The 25,677-nt window shown below is 65.7% G+C and carries 22 protein-coding genes; 13 read left to right on the forward strand and 9 right to left on the reverse strand.

The window, feature by feature from the left end:
• Positions 1-113 precede the first annotated feature (113 nt).
• The 6 genes from icmF (at position 114) to ACFOPH_RS17775 (ending at position 9,707) form a co-directional block, all read left to right on the forward strand.
• Positions 114-3,401 carry a fused isobutyryl-CoA mutase/GTPase IcmF gene (gene icmF / locus ACFOPH_RS17750; protein WP_379736693.1) on the forward strand — a complete coding sequence of 1,096 codons (3,288 nt, stop codon included), beginning with the start codon at positions 114-116 and terminating at the stop codon, positions 3,399-3,401.
• 135 nt (positions 3,402-3,536) lie between these two features.
• The gene (locus ACFOPH_RS17755; RefSeq protein WP_312547864.1) at positions 3,537-3,848 is read left to right on the forward strand and encodes a hypothetical protein; all 312 of its coding nucleotides are present in this window, start codon (positions 3,537-3,539) and stop codon (positions 3,846-3,848) included.
• Between the two features lie 172 nt (positions 3,849-4,020).
• Positions 4,021-6,795 carry an XrtA/PEP-CTERM system TPR-repeat protein PrsT gene (prsT, locus tag ACFOPH_RS17760; RefSeq protein ID WP_312547863.1) on the forward strand — a complete coding sequence of 925 codons (2,775 nt, stop codon included), beginning with the start codon at positions 4,021-4,023 and terminating at the stop codon, positions 6,793-6,795.
• A gap of 128 nt (positions 6,796-6,923) precedes the next feature.
• Positions 6,924-7,697: an N-acyl amino acid synthase FeeM domain-containing protein gene (locus tag ACFOPH_RS17765; protein WP_379736696.1), complete on the forward strand. Its 774-nt coding sequence runs from the start codon at positions 6,924-6,926 to the stop codon at positions 7,695-7,697.
• A gap of 64 nt (positions 7,698-7,761) precedes the next feature.
• Positions 7,762-8,649, forward strand: coding sequence for a ThiF family adenylyltransferase (locus tag ACFOPH_RS17770; protein WP_379736698.1), 888 nt, complete (start codon positions 7,762-7,764; stop codon positions 8,647-8,649).
• A complete protein-coding gene (locus ACFOPH_RS17775; protein WP_379736700.1) occupies positions 8,646-9,707 on the forward strand; it encodes a molybdopterin biosynthesis protein MoeY in 1,062 nt (353 codons plus the stop codon). Before ACFOPH_RS17770 ends, ACFOPH_RS17775 begins: the two co-directional genes overlap by 4 nt.
• A gap of 193 nt (positions 9,708-9,900) precedes the next feature.
• Here the strand turns inward: ACFOPH_RS17775 and pepA are convergent, their stop codons facing one another.
• From pepA to ACFOPH_RS17820, 9 genes are all read right to left on the reverse strand, one after another.
• Positions 9,901-10,761 carry a flocculation-associated PEP-CTERM protein PepA gene (pepA, locus tag ACFOPH_RS17780; RefSeq protein ID WP_379736702.1) on the reverse strand — a complete coding sequence of 287 codons (861 nt, stop codon included), beginning with the start codon at positions 10,759-10,761 and terminating at the stop codon, positions 9,901-9,903.
• A 185-nt stretch (positions 10,762-10,946) separates the two neighbouring features.
• Entirely contained in the window at positions 10,947-11,651 is a 705-nt protein-coding gene (locus ACFOPH_RS17785; RefSeq protein ID WP_312547857.1) for a GAF domain-containing protein, read from the reverse strand.
• A gap of 59 nt (positions 11,652-11,710) precedes the next feature.
• On the reverse strand, positions 11,711-12,796 hold the full coding sequence (locus tag ACFOPH_RS17790; protein ID WP_379736704.1) for a nucleotidyltransferase domain-containing protein: 1,086 nt from the start codon (positions 12,794-12,796) through the stop codon (positions 11,711-11,713).
• Positions 12,793-13,710 (reverse strand): HprK-related kinase A, encoded by a 918-nt coding sequence (locus ACFOPH_RS17795; protein WP_379736706.1) that lies wholly within the window; start codon positions 13,708-13,710, stop codon positions 12,793-12,795. Before ACFOPH_RS17795 ends, ACFOPH_RS17790 begins: the two co-directional genes overlap by 4 nt.
• The gene (locus ACFOPH_RS17800; RefSeq protein WP_312547854.1) at positions 13,704-13,970 is read right to left on the reverse strand and encodes an HPr-rel-A system PqqD family peptide chaperone; all 267 of its coding nucleotides are present in this window, start codon (positions 13,968-13,970) and stop codon (positions 13,704-13,706) included. The genes ACFOPH_RS17795 and ACFOPH_RS17800 overlap by 7 nt, the downstream gene beginning before the upstream one ends.
• A 26-nt stretch (positions 13,971-13,996) precedes the next feature.
• A complete protein-coding gene (locus ACFOPH_RS17805) occupies positions 13,997-14,635 on the reverse strand; it encodes a hypothetical protein (RefSeq protein WP_312547852.1) in 639 nt (212 codons plus the stop codon).
• A 222-nt stretch (positions 14,636-14,857) separates the two neighbouring features.
• Positions 14,858-15,472, reverse strand: coding sequence for an XrtA/PEP-CTERM system exopolysaccharide export protein (locus ACFOPH_RS17810; RefSeq protein ID WP_379737962.1), 615 nt, complete (start codon positions 15,470-15,472; stop codon positions 14,858-14,860).
• Positions 15,473-15,630: 158 nt separating this feature from the next.
• Positions 15,631-16,395, reverse strand: a complete 765-nt coding sequence (locus tag ACFOPH_RS17815; RefSeq protein WP_379736708.1) for a S1 family peptidase — start codon at positions 16,393-16,395, stop codon at positions 15,631-15,633.
• 150 nt (positions 16,396-16,545) lie between these two features.
• Complete coding sequence (locus ACFOPH_RS17820; RefSeq protein ID WP_312547849.1) at positions 16,546-16,872, reverse strand: hypothetical protein; 327 nt, start codon at positions 16,870-16,872, stop codon at positions 16,546-16,548.
• A 3-nt stretch (positions 16,873-16,875) separates the two neighbouring features.
• Here ACFOPH_RS17820 and ACFOPH_RS17825 point away from each other — a divergent pair, with 3 nt between their 5' ends.
• Genes ACFOPH_RS17825 through xrtA form a run of 7 tightly spaced genes read left to right on the forward strand, consistent with a single transcriptional unit; the run spans position 16,876 to position 25,677 of the window.
• Entirely contained in the window at positions 16,876-18,321 is a 1,446-nt protein-coding gene (locus ACFOPH_RS17825; RefSeq protein ID WP_312547847.1) for an XrtA system polysaccharide chain length determinant, read from the forward strand.
• Between the two features lie 17 nt (positions 18,322-18,338).
• Entirely contained in the window at positions 18,339-19,397 is a 1,059-nt protein-coding gene (locus tag ACFOPH_RS17830; RefSeq protein ID WP_379736711.1) for an XrtA-associated tyrosine autokinase, read from the forward strand.
• Positions 19,378-20,952 carry a TIGR03016 family PEP-CTERM system-associated outer membrane protein gene (locus ACFOPH_RS17835; RefSeq protein WP_312549662.1) on the forward strand — a complete coding sequence of 525 codons (1,575 nt, stop codon included), beginning with the start codon at positions 19,378-19,380 and terminating at the stop codon, positions 20,950-20,952. Before ACFOPH_RS17830 ends, ACFOPH_RS17835 begins: the two co-directional genes overlap by 20 nt.
• Positions 20,953-20,967: 15 nt before the next feature.
• Positions 20,968-22,020 (forward strand): XrtA/PEP-CTERM system-associated ATPase, encoded by a 1,053-nt coding sequence (locus ACFOPH_RS17840; protein ID WP_379736713.1) that lies wholly within the window; start codon positions 20,968-20,970, stop codon positions 22,018-22,020.
• Positions 22,017-22,901 (forward strand): XrtA system polysaccharide deacetylase, encoded by an 885-nt coding sequence (locus ACFOPH_RS17845; protein WP_379736715.1) that lies wholly within the window; start codon positions 22,017-22,019, stop codon positions 22,899-22,901. The genes ACFOPH_RS17840 and ACFOPH_RS17845 overlap by 4 nt, the downstream gene beginning before the upstream one ends.
• A complete protein-coding gene (locus ACFOPH_RS17850; protein ID WP_379736717.1) occupies positions 22,898-24,145 on the forward strand; it encodes a TIGR03087 family PEP-CTERM/XrtA system glycosyltransferase in 1,248 nt (415 codons plus the stop codon). The genes ACFOPH_RS17845 and ACFOPH_RS17850 overlap by 4 nt, the downstream gene beginning before the upstream one ends.
• Complete coding sequence (gene xrtA, locus ACFOPH_RS17855) at positions 24,139-25,677, forward strand: exosortase A (RefSeq protein ID WP_379736719.1); 1,539 nt, start codon at positions 24,139-24,141, stop codon at positions 25,675-25,677. Before ACFOPH_RS17850 ends, xrtA begins: the two co-directional genes overlap by 7 nt.

Genomic DNA, 25,677 nt, shown 5'->3' on the forward strand with positions numbered 1-25,677 from the left:
AGCCTACGCGGTCTCACCGTTTGATCGCCCCCACACCTCATACTTGACGTTAACGTTAACGTCATATACCGTACAAATCGAACCTGTCCGCTTCCGATTCCAGAAGGAACACCATGAACGACATCACCCCCGCCGCCAAGCTCGACCTGCCTGAGCAGCCGAAGCTGGCCAACAAGGTGCGCTTCGTCACCGCCGCCTCCCTGTTCGATGGCCACGACGCCTCGATCAACATCATGCGCCGCATCCTGCAATCGAACGGCGTCGAGGTCATCCACCTCGGCCACAACCGCTCGGTCGACGAAGTCGTCACCGCGGCGCTGGCCGAAGACGTGCAAGGCATCGCCATCTCCAGCTACCAGGGTGGCCACGTCGAGTACTTCAAGTACATGATCGACCTGCTCAAGGCACGCGGCGGCGCCCACATCAAGGTCTTCGGTGGCGGCGGCGGCGTCATCGTCCCGTCCGAGATCGAGGAACTGCACGCCTATGGCGTCGCACGCATCTTCAGCCCGGAAGACGGCCAGCGCATGGGCCTGGTCGGCATGATCCGCTCGATGATCGAAGCCTGCGACGTCGATTTGTCGACCTATGCCCCGACCTCGATCGACGCTTTGCGCGCGGGCGACATCGCCGAGCGCCACCGTCCGCTGGCCCAGTTGATCACCGCCCTGGAGAACGGCAAGGCCGACGAAGGCCTGCGCAAGCAGGTGCTGGAAGCGGCCGACACGCTGAAAGTGCCGGCGCTCGGCATCACCGGCACCGGCGGCGCCGGTAAATCGTCGCTGACCGATGAACTCATTCGCCGCATCCGCCTCGACCAGAACGACCGCCTGAACATCGCGGTGATCTCGATCGACCCGTCGCGCCGCAAGTCGGGCGGCGCCCTGCTGGGCGACCGCATCCGCATGAACGCGATCAATCCGTGGAATGGCCAGGCGCGCGTCTTCATGCGTTCGCTGGCGACCCGCGAAGCCGGTTCGGAAATCTCGCATGCACTGCCGGACGTGATCGCCGCCTGCAAGGTCGCCGGCTTCGATTTAGTGATCGTCGAAACCTCGGGCATTGGACAGGGCGACGCCGCCATCGTGCCGCACGTCGACGCTTCGATGTACGTGATGACCCCGGAATTCGGTGCCGCCTCGCAGCTCGAAAAAATCGACATGCTCGACTTTGCCGATTTTATTGCGATCAACAAGTTCGATCGCAAGGGCGCCCAGGACGCGCTGCGCGACGTCGCGAAACAGTACCAGCGCAACCGCGAACTGTGGTCGCAAAGCCCGGACGAGATGCCGGTGTTCGGCACCCAGGCCTCGCGCTTCAACGACGACGGCGTCACCGCCCTCTACCACGGCCTGCTGCCGAAGCTGGCGGAACTCGGCCTGCAGGTCGAGCCGTCGAAACTGGCCGCGCCATCCTTGCGGGCGTCGAGCGGCAAGAACGTGATCGTGCCGCCGGCCCGTGCGCGCTACCTGGCCGAAATCGCCGACACCGTGCGCGGCTACCACAAGAACACCGCGAAACAGGTCAAATTGGCGCGCGAACGCCAGCAGCTGGTTGAGACCAAGCGCATGCTGGCCGCGGCCAACCGCGAAGTGGTGCTGGACGACCTGATCACCGAGCGCGAGAACGCGATGGACGGCGGCGCCAAAAAGCTGCTGGCCATGTGGCCGGACATGCAGGCCGCCTACGCCGGCGACGACTACGTCGTCAAAATCCGCGACAAGGAAATTCGCACCAAATTGGTGCAAAAAACGCTGTCCGGCACCACCATCCGTAAAGTCGCCCTGCCGAAGTTCGAAGACCACGGCGAGATCCTGCGCTTCCTGATGCTGGAAAACGTGCCGGGCTCCTTCCCGTTCACGGCCGGCGTGTTCGCTTTTAAACGCGAAGGCGAAGACCCGACCCGCATGTTCGCCGGCGAAGGCGACGCCTTCCGCACCAACAAGCGCTTCAAGCTCGTGTCGACCGGCATGGATGCAAAACGGCTGTCGACCGCTTTCGATTCCGTCACCCTGTACGGCGCCGACCCTGCGCTGCGCCCGGACATCTACGGTAAAGTGGGCAACTCGGGCGTCTCGATCGCGACCCTGGACGACATGAAGGTGCTGTACGACGGCTTCGACCTGTGCAGCCCGTCGACCTCGGTCTCGATGACGATCAACGGCCCGGCGCCGACCATCCTCGCCATGTTCATGAACACGGCGATCGACCAGCAGATCGACAAGTTCGTGGCCGACAATGGCCGCCAGCCGACCGCCGACGAAGCGGCCAAGATCAAGGAATGGGTGCTGGCCAACGTGCGCGGCACGGTGCAGGCCGACATCCTGAAGGAAGACCAGGGCCAGAACACCTGCATCTTCTCGACCGAGTTCTCGCTGAAGGTCATGGGCGACATCCAGGAATATTTTGTCCACCACCAGGTGCGCAACTTCTACTCGGTGTCGATCTCGGGCTACCACATCGCCGAAGCCGGCGCGAACCCGATCTCGCAGTTGGCCTTTACGCTGTCGAACGGCTTCACCTTTGTCGAAGCCTACCTGGCGCGCGGCATGCACATCGACGACTTCGCACCGAACCTGTCGTTCTTCTTCTCGAACGGCATGGACCCGGAATACACGGTGCTGGGCCGCGTGGCGCGCCGCATCTGGGCCGTCGCGATGCGCGACAAGTACGGCGCCAACGACCGCTCGCAGAAGCTGAAGTACCACGTCCAGACCTCGGGCCGCTCGCTGCACGCGCAGGAGATCGACTTCAACGACATCCGCACCACGCTGCAGGCGCTGATCGCGATCTACGACAACTGCAACTCGCTGCACACCAACGCCTACGACGAGGCGATCACCACGCCGACCGACGAATCCGTGCGGCGCGCACTGGCGATCCAGCTGATCATCAACCGCGAATGGGGTCTCGCCAAGAACGAAAACCCGAACCAGGGCGCCTTCATCATCGACGAGCTGACGGATCTGGTCGAGGAAGCGGTGCTGCAGGAGTTCGAGCGCATCGCCGAGCGCGGCGGCGTGCTGGGCGCGATGGAAACCGGCTACCAGCGCGGCAAGATCCAGGAAGAGTCGATGCTGTACGAGCACAAGAAGCACGACGGCTCGCTGCCGATCATCGGCGTGAACACCTTCCGCAATCCAAAGGGCGCCGGCGCCCCGGCCACGATCGAACTGGCCCGTTCGACCGACGACGAGAAGCAGTCGCAACTGAAGCGCCTGGAAGACTTCCACCAGCGCCACGCCAACGAGGCGCCGGCCGCCCTGGCCGCCCTGCAGCAGGCCGCGATCGACAACCAGAACGTGTTCGAGAAGCTGATGGATGCCGTGCGCGTCTGCTCGCTGGGCCAGATCACCACCGCCCTGTTCGAGGTGGGCGGGCAGTATCGCCGCAACATGTAAGGTCAGCGCCTTGCTGCCGGCCGGCGCCTTCGGGCGCCGGTTTTTTTTGCGCCTGATGAAGGCGCGCACCAGTCCCGTGGCCACTGCCGCGCCACCTCCCCTACAATGGCTTCACCACTACCTTCGGAGCCACGCATGCCGATCAAGCCCGAACACCTTGCGGAAATGATGCGCGAAGTCGAGCAGGAAGACCCGATCGATTTCGCCGATTTGCCCTTTGCCGAGGACGAGCTGCGCCAGCTGGTGGCGACCCACCTGTGCGAGATGGCCGCGGCAATGGAAAACTTCAGCACCGAGGATCGCCTGATGACCCTGCTTGCGGTGTCGGCCAAGCTGGTGCTGGAAAACCTGGTGCTGCACGTGCAGTTGCTGCGCCGGCACGGGTTGCCGGTCGGCGACAATGTCGAGGCCCTGCTGAGCCGCCTGCGCAAGGGCGAGGCCGAATGATCCGCTGCCGCGTGAACCCGGCCGTCAGGAAAACCTGTCCAAAAAGAAATCGCGTGTATGCAACAGCGATTTCCATTGTGCGGGATACAAGCCATTCCTTGAGGTATTATTGTTAGTGAGGAAACTCGTCGGCCGGATTCCGGACGGCGTCAGCACACACCCTGAGGAACCCATGTCCCGTAAAGTCTCCAAGATCAAACTCACCACCGCCGTCGTGACGAGCGCGCTGCTGCTGGCCGGCCTGGGCGGTTGCAGCCGCGACGAATCGACCGCTACCCTGCTCGCCGAGGCCAAGCAGTACCAGCAGAAAGGCGACCAGAAGGCCGCCCTGATCCAGCTGAAGAACGCAGTGGCAAAGAGCCCCGAGGACGTCGAGGCGCGCTTGGCGCTCGGCACCCTGTATGTCGAGACCGGCGATCCGGTCTCGGCCGAGAAGGAATTGCGCCGCGCCGCCGGCCTGGGCGGCGCCAGCGAACGCGTGCTGCCGGAACTGGCGCGCGCCCTGCAGGCGCAAGGCAAGTTCAAGGAATCGCTCGACGAGCTCAAGCCCGAGCTGGTTGCCAAGTCGGCGCCGCTGCTGGCCTTGCGCGGCGACTCCCTGCTGGCCCAGAACCAGCAGGCCGAGGCCAAGAAATCGTATGAAGCGGCGCTGGCGCTGCAGCCGAACAGCGGCGCCGCGCTGATGGGGCTCGCACGCCACGCGCTGGTGACCCGCGACGGCGAAGCCGCCGAGCGCTACGCCGCCGAGGCGACCACCAAGGATGCGAACAATCCCGAAGTCTGGATGTTCCGCGGCGGCATGCTGCGCGCCACCGGCAAGCCGGACGAGGCCCTCGCCGCGTTCGACAAGGTGCTGGCGCTGCGTCCGCAGGACCGCAATGCCAACGTCGAAAAGGCCTACATCCGCGTCGAGCAGGGCAAGTACGCCGAAGCGCGCGCCGAGATCGAAGCGGGCCGCAAGGCCGCGCCGAACAGCCTGAGCGTGCTCCACGCCCAGGCGCTGGTCGACTACACCGAAGGCAAATACCCGGCCGCGCGCGAATCGCTGCAGAAGATCCTCAAGAGCGCGCCGGAACACCTGCCGAGCATCCTGCTGGCCGGCGCGGTCGAGCTGAACCTGGGTTCGAACGGCCAGGCCGAGGCCTACCTGCGCAAGTACCTGGCGGCCGATCCGAACAACCTGTACGCGCGCAAGCTGCTGGCCCAGGCCCTGCTCAAGGGTGCGCAGCCGGGCGACGCGGTCGCCGCGCTGGCGCCGGCCCTGGACAACACCAACGACCCGCAGCTGCTGGCCTTGGCCGGCGAGTCCTACATGCAGGCGCGCGACTTCGGCAAGGCCACCGCGCTGTTCGAGAAGGCCGCCAAGCTGGCGCCGGACGCCGCCGTGCTGCATACCTCGCTCGGCCTGTCGCGCCTGAGCCAGGGCGACAACGCCAAGGCCATCGACGAACTCGAACGCGCCGCCGCACTCGATCCGAAATCGCCGCGCGCGCTGACCGCCCTGGTCCAGGCCGAACTCGGCCTGAAGCACTACGACAAGGCGCTGGCCGCCGTCGCCAAGCTCGAGCAGGCGCAGCCGGACAACCCGCAGACCCAGAACCTGAAGGCCTCCGTGCACCTGGCCAAGGGCGACGTGCCGGCCGCGCGCGCCGCCTTCGAGAAAGCGCTGCAGCTGCAGCCGACCTTCTTCCCGGCCGCCGCCAACCTGGCCCAGCTCGACCTGCGCGAACAGAAGCCGGAAGCCGCCCGCAAGCGTTTCGAAACGGTGCTGGAGAAGGACAAGAAGAACTTCGGCGCGATGGCCGCGCTGGCCGACCTGGCCATGCTGCAGCAGAAGCCCGAGGAAGCGACGACCTGGCTGGAAAAGGCGCAAGCCGAGAACCCGGATGCGATTCCGGCCGTGCTGAAGCTGGGCACCCACTACCTGGCCACCAAGCAGGAAGCGAAGGCGCTGACGCTGGCGCGCAAGTTCCAGGCCTCGAACCCGTCCAGCCCGGACCTGCTCGACCTGCTCGGCCAGGCCCAACTGGCCAACAACGACGCGCAAGGAGCGCTCGACAGCTACAGCAAGCTGGTCAACGTGCTGCCGAAATCGGCCCTGGCGCAGATGCGCCTGGCCAACGCTCATCTGGAGCTGAAGAACGACAGCGCCGCCGCCGAAGCGCTCAAGCGCGCGGTCGCACTGCAGCCGGACCTGCTGCAGGCACGCGTGCTCCAGGCCAACCTGGCGATGCGCCGCGGCCGCCACGACGAGGCGCTGGCGATGGCGCGCGACCTGCAGCAGAAGACCCCGGGTTCGCCGGTCGGCTTCCTGCTCGAGGGTGACCTGCAGCAGACGCTGAAGAAGCCGGAACTGGCCGTGGCCGCCTACGACAAGGCGCTCGCGATCACCAAGTCGGGCGCGGTCCTGATGCGCAGCGCCGAGACCCTGCGCAAGATGGGCAAGACCAAGGAAGCGCAGCAGCGCATCGCGACCTGGGCCAAGCAGAATCCGGAAGACGCGACGGTCCAGATGTACCTGGCCGAGTCGCACATGGCCGAGAAGCAGTTCAAGCCGGCCATCGCCATCCTCGAAGCCCTGGTCAAGCGCCAGCCGAACAACGGCGCGGCGCTGAACAACCTGGCCTGGGCCTACCAGCAGGAAAAGGATCCGCGCGCGCTGGCCACCGCCGAGCAGGCCTACAAGATCGCGTCGAACAATGCTTCGGTCCTGGACACGCTGGGCTGGATGCTGGTGGAACAGGGCAATGTCGAACGCGGCCTGCCGCTGCTGCAAAAAGCGGTCGGCAGTAATCCGAATGCGCCCGAGATCCGTTATCACCTGGCGGTCGGACTGCATAAATCCGGCGACAAAAATGGCGCGCGCAAGGAACTCGAAACCCTGCTCGCCCAGAACAAGCCCTTCGCCCAGCTGGACGAAGCGCGTTCGTTGCTAAAAACCCTATAAAGCTCTACTATTCCAGCAGAATAAAACCGACAGGACCGCGCTGTTTCCGGCATCGGAATGAGCGCGGCATTGGGCCAAAACGGGGCGCCGCCGATGCAACGGCGGCGCCGCAAAACGAGGTGTCCGCGATGACAAAATCCGAAGACGTGAAGGAGAACGGAGAAGTTTCCGTCGAAATTCTATCGAACGCTCATGTTTCCGAGGATCGCGATAATATGGCGAACTCAGAATTAGAGGATGTTATCGTGAACCAAGATTCATATGGAATCCGGCTTACCGATACGGCGAAAGGACGCAATTCGGCCAGCATGCTGGTCAACAAGATGTATGCCTGGCGCGGCTACGCGGGGACGCACCAGTTCACGGACGACCCCAACCGCATTACGCTCACCGCCACCGACAAGGGCGACGTGGTCGGCACGCTGACGCTGGGGATCGACTCGCCGATCGGCCTGATGGCCGACCAGATTTTCAAGGAAGAACTCGACGCCTACCGTTCGCGCGGCGCCAAGCTCTGTGAGTTCACCAAGCTGGCGTTCGACCCGACGGTGCGCTCGAAAACTTCGCTGGCCAACCTGTTTCACCTGGCCGTGATTTATGCGCGCGATATCCACGATTGCACCGATATCGTCATCGAAGTCAATCCGCGCCATCGGCGCTTTTACGAGCACATGCTCGGATTCGAGCGGGTCGGCGACGTCAAGACCAATCCGCGCGTGAATGCGCCGGCTTACCTCCTGCGTATCAGCCTGGAATATGTGACGGAGCAGATCAAGAATCTCGGTGGCACCTGGAGCACCACCACCAACGAGCGTTCCTTCTATCCGTATTTCTTCTCGCCGCGCGAAGAGCAAGGCATTATCAACCGTTTGCGCCGCATCGACGAACAGCAGGTCGCGTAATGCCATCCATGCGGGCGCCGCGGCGCGCCCATTCTCCTTCTTCCCGCAGTATTCTTTTCCGCACATGAGCACTCCTTTCCCCTACGAGCAGGCGTTTTCCCGAAATATTGGCTGGGTCACGAAGGAGGAACAGGCAAGATTGCGGCAAAAGCGGGTCGCGATCGCGGGCGGCGGCGGTGTCGGCGGCGTGCACGCGATGACCCTGGCGCGCCTGGGCGTCACCAAGTTCCACATCGCCGACTTCGACAGTTTCGACGTGCCCAACTTTAACCGCCAGGTCGGCGCCATGGTCTCGACCCTGGGCCAGCCGAAAGCCGACGTCATCCGCCGCATGCTGCTCGACGTGAATCCCGAGTGCGAGGTCGTGGTGTTCGGCGAAGGCATCAATCCCGGCAACCTGGACGCTTTCCTGCAGGGGGTCGACATGTACGTCGACGCGCTCGACTTCTTCGCCTTCGATATCCGCCAGCAGACCTTTGCCCTGTGCGCCAGGCTCGGCATTCCCGCCAGCACGGTGGCGCCGCTGGGCATGGGCGCGGCCCTGCTCAACTTCATGCCCGGGCAGATGACCTTCGAGGAATACTTCCAGTGGGGAGATTTGCCCGAGACCGACAAGGCGGTGCACTTCGTGGTCGGCCTGGCGCCGGCCGGCCTGCACCGCCCGTACCTGGTGGTGCCGGAAGCGGTGAATTTCGTCGAGCGGCGCGGTCCCTCGACCATCATGGCTTGCCAGCTGTGCGCCGGTGTGATGGGCACCGAGGCGCTGAAGATCCTGCTCGGCCGCGGCAAGGTGCTGGCCGCACCTTGGGGCGTGCAGTTCGACGCCTACCGCAACAAGCTGGTACGCACCTGGCGCCCGGGCGGCAACAAGAATCCCCTGCACCGCCTGATGATCAAGATCGGCAAGCAACAGCTGGCGAAAGACCTGGCGGCTGCCGGAGTGACGCGATGAGCACCATGGAACGGATCCTCGACCTGGCGCGCTGGGCGCCCAGCGGCGACAACATGCAGACCTGGCGCTTCGAGATCGCAGCGCCCGACCACCTGGTGGTGCACGCCTACGACACGCGCGACCACTGCGTCTACGACCTCGACGGCCACCCGAGCCAGATCGCCTTCGGCACCCTGCTCGAGACCATCGCGATCGCCGCCAGCGCCCACGGCCTGCGTGCCGACATCGCGCGCCGCCCGGCCGGCCGCGAGACCCATCCGGAATTCGACGTGCGCTTCATGGCCGACCCGGCAATCAAGCCCAGCCCGCTGCTGGGGGCGATCGAGGAGCGCCGCGTCCAGCGCCGCCCGATGAAGACCACGCCCCTGAGCGCCGAGCACAAGCGCCTGCTGGAGCAGACGGTCGGGCCTGAATACACCCTGACCTGGTTCGAGCGCCGCGACCAGAAATGGCAGGCGGCCAAGCTCATGTACAACAACGCCAGGCTGCGCCTGACGATGCCGGAAGCCTTCGAGACCCACCGCAGCATCATCGACTGGGAAAACCGCGTCGAAAGCCCGGACAAGGTGCCGGCCAACGCACTCGGCGTCGACGCCATGACGCTGCACCTGATGAAGTGGGCGATGGTCAGCTGGCGCCGCATGTCGACCATGAACACCCTGATGGGCACCTGGGCGCCGCGCCTGCAGATGGACCTGGCACCCGGCATGGCCTGCGCCGCGCACTTCGTGCTGAAGGCGAAGCGTGCGCCGGCCTCGATCGACGACTACGTGGCCGCCGGCCGCGCCTTGCAGCGCTTCTGGCTGACGATGACGACGCTCGGCCTGTACATGCAGCCGGAAATGACGCCGCTGATCTTTTCCAAGTACGCGCGCGAGAACACCCGTTTTACCGCCAACGCACGCCTGGAACAGGCTGCGCGCGACCTGCAGCGCCAGACCGAGGCCCTGATCTTCGACGGCCAGGGGCATCCGGTCTACATGGGGCGCATGGGCTACGGTCCGCGCCCGAGCGCGCGCTCGGTGCGCCGTCCGGTGGCGGAGCTGATGAAGCGCTGAAGCGACCAGTCCAATCGCAAAGAAAAACGGCAAGCAATGCTTGCCGTTTTTTTATCCCTTCCGCCGATCCAACTGGCTCGATGCCGCGCCGGCGTGGAAGCGCAAAAAGGAAGCGGAAAAAGGAAACGCAAAAAGGAAGCGAAAAAGAAAAAGAGCGGGCAAGCCCGCTCTTTTTCATACGCTAAAGCCCGACTTAGGCCTTCTTGGCGCGCTTGCGTGCAGCGACGCCGGCGCCCAGCATGGCGATGCCGAACAGGGCCAGCGAGCCTGGCTCAGGAACTTCAGCCAGCTTGAACTGACCGTTGTTCGAGACGAAGAAGTACTGGCCAGGGTTGTTGGCGTACGAGGTGCCGTCGCAACCGGCGCCGCCGAAGCCGGCGAACTGGCAGGCCACTTCGTCGACCAGGCGGTTGGTCGGCTCGCCGACGGTATTGGCGTTGGTGAAGGCGAACGACAGGATCGATTCCATCGACAGGTCGTCACCGTCGGCGTTGAAGAAGTAGCCCGACTCCAGCATGCCCGGCATTGCCTTGGCGTTGACGGTCACCTGGCCGTTGTTGATCGGCGAGCCGCTGGCATCGACCAGGCCGCCGCCGCCAGCGAGCACGTTGAATTCGGCGATCAGGTTGCCCAGGTTGGCGCCATAGTAACCTTCGGTGCCGGCGTACTGGCCGTCGGTCGGGTTCTGGTACATCTTGATGGTACCGCCGGTGAACGAGAAGGCGCCGCTGAAGTTACCGGTGCCGAAGGCTTCGAAGGTCGCGGTGATGTTGCCGCCAGCGAAGTTCTGCGGGAACAGGGCGCCGTTCGAGTCGGCTTGGACGATGTTGAACACGGCATGTTCACGGAACGAGAAGCTGGTGCCGCCGGTCGGGGTCAGCTCGATGAAGGCATTGCCGTTCACGTCCAGGTATTCGTTGATGACCTGACCGCTTTCGTAGCCACCGCCGTTCGGGTTGAAGACCCAGTCATTCAGGACCGGGCCGGCGTGAGCGGCACCAGCCATCGACATTGCTACAGCTGCTGCGCAGGTCAGTTTCTTCAGAAATTTCATGATTGGTATCCTCGTTCTGTGGTTGATCGGTTTTTGGCAAACACACCCATCTATTAGCAATGGTCGTGCCAGCTCTGCCATTTCTTTTTAAATCAACAACTTACCAAGGAATGTTAGAGATTACTCAACAGTTGTGTAAAAATTATCGACATACATTTCTTTTTGAAAAATGTCAATAGGCATCGTTAATTTTTCCCGTGCAATTTGTTGTTGAGCTGATCGATGATTTCGCTGGCCGCGCCGACGATCTGCGGCGCTTCGAAACCGGCCTTGACCAGTTCCTTGAAAAAAGAGCGGGCCAGGATGCGCGCCACCTCTTCCGGATTGCGGTAGGCGGTGCGCCCTGCTTCCTCGGTCTCGCTGGCCAGGGCCAGCTGGGCAAAACGCGAGTCGAGCAGGCGCTGCAGCTGCACCACCTGGATACTCTTGCCGATGAACAGGCAGGTCACCTCGAGCAGCGCCAGGTCGTCCTGGACGAAGGTATTGCCGGCGACGTTCACCACGCCGACGATGCGCCCCTCGATCCGGATCGGCGCCGACATCAGGCTGCGGCCGGCCCCGCGCGGACGGCGCGCCAGCAGCGCATAGGCCGAGTTGCCGATGTCCTCCACCAGTAGCGCCTGGCCGCTGGCGAGGACCTGGCCGCTGATGCCTTCGCCGCGGCCGATGTCGGCCGCCAGCACGGCGTCGGGCAGGTCGCCTGCGCGCGCATGCACGCGCAGGCGCAGGTCTTCTCCGCTGCCGCCGCTGAGCAGCATGATCGAGCAACTGTCGGCGTTGAGCATGCGGGCGCATTGCTGGGCCTGGCTCCGCAGGCTGTCTTCCAGGCTGCCGCTGGAGAGGAAATGCTGAAGGTCGTGCAGCCGCATCAGGCCGTGGTCCGCTTCCATGTGTCACCTCGTCGTCGACGGGTCCGCCCCGTCGTTTGCGTCCCGGCGGCGGCGCGGCGCTAGTTTGCCGGCTCGGCCTTCGGGGACAGGAATGCCTTGTGAAACAGGTGCCGCGACAGCATCAGCGGCGGCATGCGCAGCCAGTTGCCGCGTATATAAAGGGCGGCGCGGGTGGCGCCGTCGAAGGCATCGGCGCAGCTCGGGTGCGGCGGCAGCAGCGCGCGCCCGAACAGCGCGTCCATCAATGCCAGCAACGCCGTTCCTGGGCTACCTGCACGCGCCTGCGCCAGCACCGCCGCCGGCACCGGGGTGCCGAGCAGGCGCGTGCAGTAGCGCAGCGCATAGAAGAGCGGACGCGCCAGCTGCAGTTCCTGCGCGCGCGCCGGCAGCGCCGACCAGAAGCCGGCCTGGGCGCCGAAATGACACAACAGGCGGTGCAGGTCGAACAGGTCGCGCAGCCCATGATGGTACTCGCCTTCGGAAAACAGGTGAGCCGCGCTGTGCAGCACCATGTCGCAAGGCGCCAGGGTGGACACGCCGTCCATGCCGGGAATCGGGCGCGCGGCCGCGCGCAGGCGCGCCGGATCCGGGCGCACCGCCGCCGTCTCCGGCAGGATCGCATGGTGGACGTCGATCACGCTGCTGCGCCGCACGTGCTGCAGCGGCGGTAGTTCGTGCATCCATTCGCGGTAATAGCGCTGGTCGTATTCGTCGTGGTGGGTGCCGGCCCAGCCGTGCAGCATCAGGGCGCTTTCGACATCGGCCAGGCGCTCCTTCGGCACCAGGATGTCGATGTCGGAAAACAGGCGGCCGGCCGCGGCGGGGAGATCGGCGGCCGCGTAGGCCGTGCCTTTCAGCAGGATCAGCGGCAGGCCGGTCGCGGCCAAGGCCCGCTGCACCTGCCGCAACTCGAAGCGTACCGCGTCCAGGTGGCGCTCCCACACCGTGCGCTCCCAGCCCAGGCGGCGCCGGGCGCGCGCCGGCAAGGCCGCCAGCACCCCGTGCTCCTCGGCCAGCAGGCCCAGGGTGGCGCCGAGCTTGGCGGCGCTGGCCTGGCGCAGCAGCAGGTCCCAGTCGCGCTCGTCGAAAGCGGCCATGGCGGCCGGTTCGCGCAGCGCGCGCAGCAGCACGGGCAGGTCGTTCACGCCCCCTCCTCCAGCAGGCGCTCGAAGACGGCGATGGCGTCGTCCAGCCGTCCGTAGCTGAAATCGAAGGTACGCGCCTGGCCGACCAGGCGCGCCACCGCCTGGAAGCCGGCTGCGCCGAGCAGGCTGTAATTGAACGCGTTCTCGGCCAGGCGCATGTGGGCGCGCGCCTGCGGCACGGCGTGCAGCTCGGCCGGCGCCCCGCTGCGCCACTGCGGGAACACGATCCAGGCAGGCAGGGCCGGCTCCAGCGCGCGCGCCACGCTGTCGCTGGAAGCGCGCATGTGGGCCACGGTGCCCTTCACGGTGTCGGCCACGGGACGCGTAAAGGCGGCCTGCGGCGCGTAATCGCGGATGATGCCGATCGAGGCGTTCTTCAGGCTCACCGGGCGCGGCAGCGGATCGATGCGGCCGTCGTCCAGCCGCACCAGGGTCAATTCGTCCGACAGCAGGCGCCAGCCGCGGTTGACCAGGGCCGCGCACAGCGTGCTCTTGCCGGAACCGGGCGGCGCGGGCAGGATCGCCGCGCGGCCACCCTTCTCGATCACGGCGGCATGGATCACCAGCCAGGAATGGGCCTGGCTCGAGACGCACCAGTTCATCGCCCATTCGAACATGGGAAAAGCCTGGTCCAGGGGCAGCGGCTGGAACGGCGCCATGCCGTCGTAATGGAAGTGTACCTGCGGGCGGACCAGGCGCCGCAGGCCGCGCGAGCCGGACAAGCGCACGTGGAAGTCGGCCAGCGCGCCGTCGTCGAGCACCGGATAGTCGGCGTACATCGTGCCCAGGGCATCCAGCAACGGCGCCAGCGTGCTGCGGATGCAAGTCACGAAAGGACCGGTCTGCAGGCGCAGGCCGGGACCGCGCAGGCGGGCGCCGAGTTCGCGGCGGCCAAGGGTGGCGACGGTCAGCATTCGACCGCCTCGATCAGATAGAGCGCGGCCAGGCCGGCCAGCAGCTCGTCGAGCGCGGCGAGGGTATCGGGGTCGGGATCGCCGGCCAGGTCGCTGGCCGGCTGCGGCGCTTCGGCGAGGGCCTGCAACAGGCCGAGGGTGAGGTCGTCCACCAGGTGGGTGGCGCCGGACAGGTCGTTGAAGAGCACGCATTCGCCGTCGTGGCAGCGGTGCAGCAGGCGCTGCCCGGGGGCCAGGCGCCAGATCGGCGAACTACGCATGCGTCACGACGGCGTACTGTTCCATCCTAGCGGAAGGTGGTTTCCAGGTAGCCTGCGATCTGGGCCCCGGTCCAGGGCGTGGCGCTGCCGGTCGGCTTGTAGCCGTTGGTGAGCGTGAATTCGTCCCACATGGCGACGACCTTGTCTTCCGGTAGCACGCTCGGGATGCCGGAACGGGCCGACGAACGCGCATTGAGCAGGGCGGTAACGATCTGCATCGCCACGTTGTTGCGGTCGATATTCTTGATCTCCTTGGCCTCTTTCGGACGGGCAAGCACCTGCATCAGGGTATAGTCCGCCAGGCCGGCATAGTTGCCGCGCGCCGCCAGCACGTCGCCGAACCGGGTATCGGGACTGGTGCCGGTGCTCGACATCCAGGCGCTGCCGTGGTTCTTCCAGTAGCCGTGCGAGCGGTTATTGGTGCAGGAATTCTGCGGATTGTGGCTGGCGGTCTTGATCGACATGAAGCCCGACGGCGAAGCGCAGGGCAGGAGCTCATCCGCGGCCATGCCGACCTGGCTGTGCAGGGTCAGGATGACGCCGGCCGCACCGACGCCGGCCCGTGTGAAGCGGCGACGCGCGGCGCCGCGGGCGTCGAGCTGCGCTGCATCGTGGGGCCCTTGCGCCTCGGGCATGGTCGGTTTGCGGTCTGCTTGATCTTCCATATCGACGGTTTCCTGAGTCATCGAAAGTATGCCATAGCCGCGTCCGGTGACGGGCTTTTTCAACCTTGAAGCAAGCCCCGTACCAGGCACGCCACATTGACCAAATGCAACAGTGAATCAAGCACTTAGCGGGGCATGCGCCGGCCAGGAGCAAAATGCAACGACGCCTGAGCGGCGTCGTTGTAAGAAAACCCGACAGCTAATCGGTTGCGAATACCCGGATCAGAAGAAGCTTTCCGGGATCACCAGGATGTCGCCCGGGCGCATCGGCATGTTGGCCGAGATATCGCCTTCCTTGATCAGGTCGTCCAGGCGCACGTTCAGCTTTTCCTGGCGGCCGTCGACGTTGCGGATGATGCTGGCCTTGTTGCCCGAAGCGAACTCGGTGACGCCGCCGACGGCGATCAGAACATCCATCAGCGACATGTCGCGGCGGTAGGCCAGTGCCTGCGGCTTGGCGGCCTGGCCGATCACGCGGATCTGCTCGGCGTAATTGCCGACGAAACCGGTGACGACCACGGTCACGACCGGCTGCTGGATGAACTTGGCCAGGGCCTTCTCGATGTCGCGCGCCAGTTCGGTCGAGGTCTTGCCGGCGGCCGGCAGGTCTTCGACCAGCGGGGTCGTGATCTTGCCGTCCGGACGCACCGGTACCGACATCGACACCTCCGGGTTACGCCAGACGATGATGTTGACGGCATCGCCCGGTCCGATCAGGTAGTCGGCCGGTACGGCCTGGGCCATGGCAGCGGCCGATGGCGCCGGCGGTTTGCTGGCGCAGCCGGCCAGGGCCAGGCCGCAGGCGGCGGCCAGCGCCAGTTTCGTCAGATTCGTCATGATCTTGCTCACGTCAATTCCTTTCCCGGCATGCAGCGACCGGCAGCGCCACGCTGTTACGAATGCCTTAAAATTGTTATTTAGCCATCAAACCGGCGTATTGTATCGTAATCGTGCTCGAGGCAAAGGCGTGCACGATTGAAATACTTTTCTTTTTTTCACTTCCGTTGCAGAAGCTCCTGCACGTACTGCACCGGCACCGCATACGTGATGCCGCTGGGGTTGGTGATCGCCGTTTCCTTCAGCCCCTTGACGAACACCATATTAATAACAGCCAGCACCTCTCCCGTGTCGGGATTGTAGACCGGGCTGCCGCTGTTGCCTGGATACGCGGTCCCGTCCAGCTGGAAGATGCTGAACGGGGCGCGGCGCAGCTGGGCAATGGCGCGCGCGTCGATCCGGCGCGAACTCATCGAAGGCATGACGATCGGCGTGATGGCCGACAGCATGGCGCGATGGGTCACGTGATTCAGGCCCAGCACCATGCCGAGCGGGAAACCGGTGAACGCCAGCGCCTGCCCTTCGGCGGCAGTGCGCGAGTCGCCCAGCGCCAGCGCGGGCAAGGCCGGACCGTCCTCCAGGCGCAGGTGCGCCAGGTCGTGCTCGCGGTCGAGCGCCACCAGGCGCGCCGGGCGGAACGCAAACGCCTGGCCGCTGCCGACCACCACCCCGAGCTGCTCCATCTTCGCACCGTCCAGCTGGTCCGGGACCACGTGGGCATTGGTCACGATGCTCAGGCCGTCGCCGACGGCGAAGCCGGTTCCCGTAAACATCACCGCCGGGCTGCGCGTCTTCAGGAACGTGCCGACCCCGACCACGGAAGGCTTGACTGCGGCGATCGTGCGCACCAGGCCGTCGGCCTGCGCCGGCATGCTTGCCAGGCCCAGCACGCTGGCCAGGCTCAGCAGTGCGGCACCGAACAATGCACGGCGGGTACGTACCGGCCGCGCAGCGCTTGCCTTTTTATTATTTCGAATAGGAATCAATCGTGCAGACCCTTTTGTATTTTAAACATTACAATACATCAGCTTGATGTTGAGCAAAGCGACCCGTAGGACTTCTTCCCCGAACCTTCACGGTTGATCTAGTGCAACAGTTGCAGCCCGCCGAAGTTTGCTCGACGACAATAATACAGCGTCAAGCAGCCCCAATCCGGGTTTTTTATGCGTTGCAGATAAGAATTTGTGTTGTAAGTGGTGCCACTCGGCGCGTTTATTGGCACAATTTTCCGGCACGCAATTGCAATTGCACAAACAACAAGCGATGATGCGGGTTCTTTGTTTTGATTGTTGTGCCTGGCGTTTCCTGCGCCGGGTGTTCATGGCGAGACTGACGAGATGGCAGAAATAACAGCCCTTATTCTGAATTTCCTTAAGGCCATCGGTAAATACCGTTGGCATGCAGTGATCATCACCTGGGTGGTGGCGCTGATCGGCTGGGCAGTCGTACTCCGGATGCCCAACCAGTACGAGACGACCGCCCGTGTCTATGTCGATACCCAAAGCATACTCAAGCCCTTGCTGTCGGGCATGACATCGCTGCCCAACCTGAACCAGCAGGTGATGTTCATGCGCCAGACCCTGATCAGCCGGCCGAACATCGAAAAGGTCATGCGCATGACCGACCTCGACGTCAAGGCCCGCACGCCTGACGAAAAGGAAAAGATGATCGACAGCCTGATGTCGAAGATCACCCTGGCCGGCACCGAGCGCGACGACATCTACACCATCAGCTACAAGGCCACCGATCCGAAGCTGGGCAAGGACGTGGTGCAGTCGCTGCTGAGCATCTTCATGGAAGGCAGCTTCGGCGGCAAGCGCCAGGAATCCGACAAGGCGGTGCAGTTCATCGACGACCAGATTCGCAGCTATGAAGAGAAGCTGGCGGCCGCCGAGAACACGCTGAAGGAATTCAAGATCAAGAACATGGGCCTGCTGCCGCGCGAAGGCGCCGACTTCGGCAGCAAGGTCGCCAACGCCAACGACGCCCTGAGCCAGGCCCGCCTGGAGCTGGCCGAGGCCGAGCAGGCGCGCAATGCGATCCGCCGCCGCATGACCGGTGGCGGCAAGGACGGTTCGGGCCCGGTCGATCCGGAACTGGCCGAGCGCATCGCCACCACGCAGAAGAACCTCGATGCCCTGCGCCTGCAGTACACCGAGCAGCACCCCGACATCATCGCCACCAAGCGCCTGCTCGAGCAGCTGCAGGAGCGCAAGAAGGAAGAGGCGAAGAAAGGCGGCGTCAATCCGAACCTGGCCGCCAGCCCGATGATGCAGCAGCTGAACGTGTCGCTGTCGGACGCCGAGTCGCGTGTCGCTTCGCTGCGCGCCCGCGTCAACGAATACCAGCAGCGCGTCAACACCCTGCGCACCCAGAGCACGACCGCGCCGGAAGTCGAAGCCCAGCTGGCCCAGCTCAACCGCGACTACCAGGTCAACCGCGAGAACTACCAGCGCCTGGTCGAGCGCCGCGAGCAGGCGCGCCTGTCGGGCGACCTGTCCTCGGCCACCGACATCCTCAGCTTCCGCGTGATCGAGCCGCCGACGGCGCCGCTGGTGCCGACCGGCCCGAACCGCCCGGTGCTGTTTACCGCCGCCTTCATCGTCGCGCTGCTGGCCGGCCTGGCCGTCGCCTTCCTGATGAGCCAGTTCCGTCCGACCTTCCTGAGCCAGGCGGCCCTGCGCGAAGTGACCGGCGTGCCGATCCTCGGCACCATCAACATGCACTGGACCGATGCCCAGAAGGTGCGCCGCAAGAAGCGCCTGTACGGCCTGGCCGCCACGGTGATGCTGCTGATCGGCGTATATGGCGTCGGCGTGGCCACGATGGTTGCCCGTCCGGGCCTGTAAGAATTCTAGGAGCGAATGTGAGCATTATCGAAAAAGCGGCAAGCCGCATTGACCACACCCGCAGCACCGCGCCGGCCACGCCGGCAACCCCGGCCAGCGCGCCGGCGAACATCCCGGCCGACATCGAGGCCGAGATCCTCGCCCTGAGCCCGCAGGCAGCGCCGCACGCCACCCCGGCGCCGGCGCCGCAGCCGGCGCCGATCGAGACCTTTGCGCCGACGCCGGCCGAAGCCGCGGCCGCGGCCCTCGCCTCCGGTACCGCGTCTGCCCACGCGTCTGCCCACGCGCCGGCAGCCGCCACGGCGGCAAGCCAGGCGCGCGCCACGCGCGGCGCCGCGCCGAAGCCGAATGCACGCAAGGTCGACCTCGACCTGGCACGGATGCGCGAGGCCGGCATGGTGACCGCCGCCAGCGGCCGCACCAGCCTGCTCGAGGATTTCCGCGTCATCAAGCGCCCGCTGCTCAAGCGCGCCTTCAACGAGGCCTCGGCCCCTGGCCGCCCGAACAACCTGATCATGGTCACCAGCTCGCTGCCGGGCGAAGGCAAGACCTATTGCGCGATCAACCTGGCGATGAGCATCGCCATGGAGCTGGACCACACCGTGCTGCTGGTCGACGCCGACGTCGCCCGCCCCTCGGTGCTGCGCACGCTTGGCCTGCCGGCCCAGCGCGGCCTGATGGACATCCTGATCGACGGCAAGCTCGATTTCGCCGACGTCATGCTGCGCACCAACGTCGACACCCTCAGCATCCTGCCGGCCGGCACCAGTACCCCGCGCGCCACCGAGCTGCTGGCCAGCTCGACGATGAGCAACCTGGTCACCGAGATCGCGCACCGCTATCCGGACCGCGTCATCATCTTCGATTCGCCGCCGCTGCTGCTGACCAGCGAATCGCGGGTCCTGGCCGGCCACATGGGCCAGATCGTCGTGGTGGTGGAAGCCCAGACCACGACCCAGCACGCGGTCAAGGAATCCTTGCGCCAGCTGGAGGGCTGCAGCAACGTCAACCTCATCTACAACAAGGCCCGGGACATCCCCGGCATCGAAGAGACGTATGATTATCACTACGGCTAAGCGTTCGCGCCTGCCGCGCCCGCAGTATCCGGCACTGCTGCCGCTGGCGGCAGCGCTGCTGGTGGCGCTTCCCGCCCACGCGGAATGGAAGGTCAGCCCATCGTTCACCCTGAGCGAAAGCTACACGGACAACGTCAACCTGCGCAATGACGAAACCAAGCGCTCGTCCTGGGTCACCGAAGCGGTGCCCGGGATCGACGTGCAGGCCAACAGCGCGCGCGTGGACTTTACCGCCAAGGCGCGCCTCTACTACTACGACTATAGCGAGGAAAACGTCGCCGGCCTGCGCAGCAGCGAGAAGCAGTACGATGCCAACGGCCGCGTCAACGTGGTCGACCAGCTGTTCTACGTAGACGCGAGCGCGGGCGCCAGCGCGCGCAGCATCTCGGCCTTCGGCCCCGTAGTCGAGGACATCAACGGCAACCGCTACACCTCGGACAACAACACCGACGTCAAGACCTGGCGCATCAGCCCCTACCTGACCCATCGCTTCGGCAGCTTCGCCGCCGGCACGCTGCGCTACAGCCACGACAGCGTCAACACCGACTCGCGCAGCGTCTACGGCGACAGCACGGCCGACGGCATCGCGCTCGACCTGGTGGGCGGTCCGGGCTTTCGCAACATCGGCTGGAACCTGCACGTCGCGCGCCAGGACATCGACAACGAAGGCTATGGCGACACCTCGTCGCAGAACGCCATGCTGGGCGTGAACTACCGCCTCGGCCCGACCCTGAGCCTGACCGCCACGGGCGGCTACGACAAGTACGACTACCAGGCGCTGGGCGGACGCACCTCGGGCGTCAGCTGGTCCACCGGCTTCGCCTGGGCGCCGTCGGCGCGCACCAGCCTGCAGATGTCGGTCGGCCGCCACTTCCTCGGCAACACCGGTTCGCTGATGGCCCTGCACCGCAGCCGCCACAGCGTCTGGAAGGCCGGCTATTCCGATACCGTCACCACCAGCCGCTCGCAGTTCACCCTGCCAGCGGCGATCGACACCGCCTCGATGCTCGACTCGCTGTTCTCGACCTCGATTCCCGATCCGGCGCTGCGGCGCCAGGCAGTCGAGGCCTACATCCGCGCCGCCGGCCTGCCGCCGACGCTGGCCGACAGCATCAACTATCTGACCAACCGCTACATGCGCCAGAAGCTGCTGCAGGGCTCGGTCGCCTTCAACTGGCGCCACAGCAATGCCGTCTTCTCGACCTACGCCAGCGAGCGTACCGCGCTGTCCTCGGCGGAAAGCGACAGCGAACTGCTCGGCAGCCAGCTGAGCTCGCTGAACGACAACGTCCGGCAGTACGGCCTGAACGGGTCCTACAGCTACCGCCTGAGCGCGCGCTCGAACGCACTGGCCTCGCTGTCGGTCACCCGTGCGCGCTCGCTCAGTACCGATCTCGAAAGCAAGCAGAACTCGCTGCGCCTGGGGCTCACGCACCGCTTCGGCCGCTCGGTACGCGGCAGCCTGGAGCTGCGCCGAACCGATGGCAACAGCGAAGTGCGCCGCCGCGACTACACCGAAAACGCCGTCTCGGCCTCGCTGACGGTGCAGCTCTAAACACGGAGTGACACGATGTACGAAAGCTATTACGGACTCTCGGCCAAGCCCTTCCAGCTGCGCCCCGACCCCCACTTTTTCTTCGGCAGCAAGGGCCACAAGCGGGCCATGGCCTACCTGGAATACGGCCTGTCGCAAGGTGAGGGCTTCATCGTCATCACCGGCGAAGTCGGCGCCGGCAAGACCACGCTGGTGCGCAACCTGTTCAACAAGCTGCCGGCCGACCAGATCGTCGCCGCCCACATCGTCAACACCCACCTCGATCCGGACGACACCCTGCGCATGGTGGTGTCGGCCTTTGGCCTGCCGTACGAAGGCGCCAGCAAGACCGACCTCCTGACGCGCCTCGAACAGTTCCTGCGCGCCGTCGACCGCCAGGGCAAGCGCGCCCTGCTCGTCATCGACGAGGCCCAGAACCTGAAGGCCCAGACGGTCGAGGAACTGCGCATGCTGTCGAACTTCCAGACCGACGACAAGTCGCTGCTGCAGACCTTCCTGCTCGGCCAGCCGGAGTTCCGCGCCACCCTGCACAGCCCGACCATGCAGCAGCTGCGCCAGCGCGTGATCGCCAGCTACCACCTGGGCCCGATGGACGCCGACGAGACCCGCGCCTACATCGAGCACCGCCTGCACACGGTCGGCTGGAACGGCGACCCGGCCTTCGACGACGGCGCCCACGCGGCGATCTTCGCCCACACCGGCGGCATCCCGCGCAAGACCAACACCCTGCTCGACCGCGTGCTGCTGATGGGCTACCTGGAAGAACTGCACGAGTTCAACGAAGAGCACATCAAGAGCGTCATCAGCGACATCAGCGAGGAATTCCAGCTGCCGACCGCGGTGGGTACGCCGGCGGCGGACACGCAAGCGGGCGGCACCGGCGGCAATGCTTATCTCGGCGACGCCGGCCTGGGCCACCTGCCGGAACGCCGCGCCAGCGCCGAGGTCCTCGACGAGCGCATGATGCGCCTCGAAAAATCGATCGTCTCCGTACTGTCGATCCTGAAGAAAATCGTCGCCACCCCGCAAGGGGCACAGGCGGCCCAACACGTGGATACCCAGGAATGAGAATGCAAACCCCCGCAGCCCGGCCGCAGCGCCAGCCGGGCGAGCGCATCCGCAACGCGATGACCTGCGACGTCGAGGATTACTTCCAGGTCTCGGCCTTTGCCCCCTACATCAGCCGCGACAGCTGGCCGAACCGCGAATGCCGCGTCGAAGCCAACATCGAGCGCATCCTGGCGCTGTTCGAGCGTCATGACGTGAAAGGCACCTTCTTCACGCTGGGCTGGATCGCCGAACGCTACCCGGCGATGGTGCGCCGCATCGTCGCCGCCGGCCACGAACTGGCCAGCCACGGCTACGGCCACCTGCGCGCCTCGGACCAGAGCCGCGCCGAATTCGACAACGACATCCGCTCGGCGAAAGCGATCCTCGAGGACATCGGCGGCCAGGAAGTGATCGGCTACCGCGCGCCGAGCTTCTCGATCGGCCACGGCAACCTGTGGGCGCTGGAAGCGCTGACCGAAGCCGGCTACCGCTACAGCTCGAGCATCTACCCGATCCACCACGACCATTACGGCATGCCGGACGCGCCGCGCTTCGCCTTCTACCCGAACGGCCCGGACGGCCTGCTGGAAGTGCCGATCACCACCGTGCAGCTGGGTTCGAAAAAGCTGCCGGCCGGCGGCGGCGGCTACTTCCGCCTGCTGCCCTACGCGCTGTCGCGCTGGATGGTCAAGCGCGTCAACGAGCAGGACCAGGAGCCGGCGCTGTTCTACTTCCACCCCTGGGAAGTCGATCCCGGCCAGCCGCGCCCGGAGGGACTCGGCGCCAAGGCGCGCTTCCGCCACTACATCAACATCGACCGCATGGAAAGGCGCATCGCCGCCCTCGCCCGCGATTTCGCGTGGGACCGCATGGACCGCATCTTCCTGGAACGCCCATGAATTCGATCATCGAGGGCGTGCTGCAAAAGAAGGCGGCAGCGGTCGCCGAGGCAGCCAAGCCGGACCTGCTGCTGCTGGTGCACCGCATCCCCTTCCCGCCGAACAAGGGCGACAAGATCCGCTCCTACCACCTGCTGAAGCACCTGGCCGGCAAGTACCGCGTGCATCTGGCGACTTTCGTGGACGACGAGGACGACTGGCAGTACGTGCCGACCGTGGAGGCGCTGTGCGCCAGCAGCCATTTCGTGCGCCTGAACCCGACCCAGGGCAAGATCCGCAGCGCCCAGGCGCTGGCGACCGGCAAGTCGCTCTCGCTGGGCTACTACCGCGACGCCGGCATGAAGGCCTGGATCGCGAAGACCATGCGCGAGCGCGGCATCGCCCGCATCATGATGTTCTCGTCGGTGATGGCGCAGTACGCCGAAGACTATCCGGCGGCGCGCCGCGTGATCGACTTCTGCGACGTCGACTCCGATAAATGGCGCCAGTACGCCGAGAAGAAGAAGTGGCCGATGAGCTGGGTCTACCGCCACGAGGCGCGCCACCTGCTCGACTACGAACGCCGCGTGGCCGACCAGTTCGACGCCTCGCTGTTCGTGTCCGATCCCGAGGCCGAACTGTTCCGCACCCTGGCGCCGGAAAGCCGCGCCAAGATCGGCTTCTTCAACAACGGCGTCGACACCGACTACTTCAGCCCGGACCGCGCCTACGACAATCCCTTCGAGGAAGGCGAGCAGGCCCTGGTGTTCACCGGCGCCATGGACTACTGGCCGAACGTCGACGCCGTCAAATGGTTCGCCGCCAACGTGCTGCCGCGCGTGCTGGAAGCGGTGCCGCAGGCGCGCTTCTACATCGTCGGCGCCCGCCCGTCGCCGGAAGTGCAGGCGCTGGCCGGCGATGCCATCGTCGTCACCGGCACCGTGCCCGACGTGCGGCCCTACCTCGCGCACTGCAAGGCCGCGGTGGCGCCGCTGCGCATCGCGCGCGGCATCCAGAACAAGGTGCTCGAAGCGATGGCGATGGCCAGATGCGTGGTCGCTTCGCCCCAGGCCTTCGAAGGCATCGAGGCGATCGAGGGCCGCGAACTGCTGGTGGCCGACGCGCCCGACGACTATGCCGACAGCGTGATTGGCCTGCTGCGGTCGCCCCACCCGGCCATGGGCCGCGCCGCGCGCGCCAGCGTCGAGCGCCGCTACAGCTGGCCGGCGCACCTGTCCACCATCGAAACGAGGTTCGAATGCTGATGAACGATACCCAGGCGCTGTCTGGCGCTGCGCGCGAGCGCATGTCGGTTCCGACCGTCGCCATCATCGTCGCGGCCCTGCTGGCGCCGCTGCTGCTGTACTGGAGCACTGCCGCCTCGATCGTCTCGGTGTGGAACAGCTCCGAGACCTTCGCCCACGGTTACGCGATCGCGCCGATCAGCCTGTGGCTGATCTGGCGCCGGCGCGAAGTCTTCAAGCAGATCCCGGTCGCGCCCTGGTGGCCGGCCCTGGTGCTGCTGGCCCTGTGCGGCGCCGGCTGGCTGGTCGCGCGCGCCGGCGAGGTCGGGGTCGTGATGCAGTACGCCTTCGTGGCGATGTTCCCGGTCATGGCCCTGGCCCTGCTGGGCCGCCGGCTGGCCGGTGCATTGACCTTCCCGCTGCTGTTCCTGCTGTTCGCCGTGCCCTTCGGCGAAGTCTTCGTCCAGCCCCTGATCAACTTCACCGCCGACTTCACGGTCGCCGCGGTGCGCGCGACCGGCATCCCGGTGCTGCGCAACGGCACCATGTTCGAGCTGCCGACCGGGAACTGGTCGGTGGTCGAAGCCTGCAGCGGCGTGCGCTACCTGATTTCCTCGATCACCCTGGGCTGCCTGTACGCCTACCTGAGCTACCGCTCGAACTGGCGCCGCGCCCTGTTCATCGGCCTGTCGATCGTGGTGCCGATCATCGCCAACGGCCTGCGCGCCTACATGATCGTGATGATCGGCCACACCAGCGACATGGCGCTGGCCACCGGCGTCGACCACCTGATCTACGGCTGGCTGTTCTTCGGCCTGGTCATGTTCGTCATGTTCTGGATCGGCAGCTACTGGCGGGAAGACGATCCCGTCACGACGTCTGCCGCCGCCGCCAAGGCCACGAGCGCACCGGCACCGGCCCGTCCTGTGCTGGGCGCGGCCATCGCCGCCGTGCTGGTCTGCGCCATGTGGCCGGCACTGGCGGTCATCAGCGACAAGGCCGCCCACAACCCGGCGCCGGTGGCACTCGACGGCGCACGCCTGGCATCGACATCGACCGGCATGCCGACCTGGAGCCCGGACTACCTGGCCCCGGACGCCACCCTGAAGGGCGCCTACACGGCGGCCGGCGCGCCGGTCAGCCTGAACGTGCTGTACTACCGCAACCAGGGCCCGGACAAGCGCCTGATCAGCTCCGTGAACCGCGTCGACAACCGCAAGGAAGGCTTCCAGCACGTGGCATCGAGCAAGCGCGTCGAATCCATCGGCGGGCGCGAACTGGCGCTGCGCGAAACCCGCGTCCGCGGTGCGCAGGGCAACTTCCTGGTCTGGCACTGGAACTGGGTCGACGGCCGCTTCACCGCCAACGACTACATCGGCAAGCTGTGGCAGGCCCAGGCCAAGCTGATGATGCACGGCGACGACGGCGCGGCCCTGATGGTGGCCACCCCGGTCGGCGAACATCCGGAATCGGCGCGCGCCGCGTTGCGCGCCTTCCTCGGCGCCAACCTGGCGCCGCTGGAAGCAACGCTCGAGGCGGCACGGGGTAAGTAA

This window comes from Massilia haematophila, from assembly GCF_042647645.1.
Lineage (GTDB): Bacteria > Pseudomonadota > Gammaproteobacteria > Burkholderiales > Burkholderiaceae_D > Telluria > Telluria haematophila.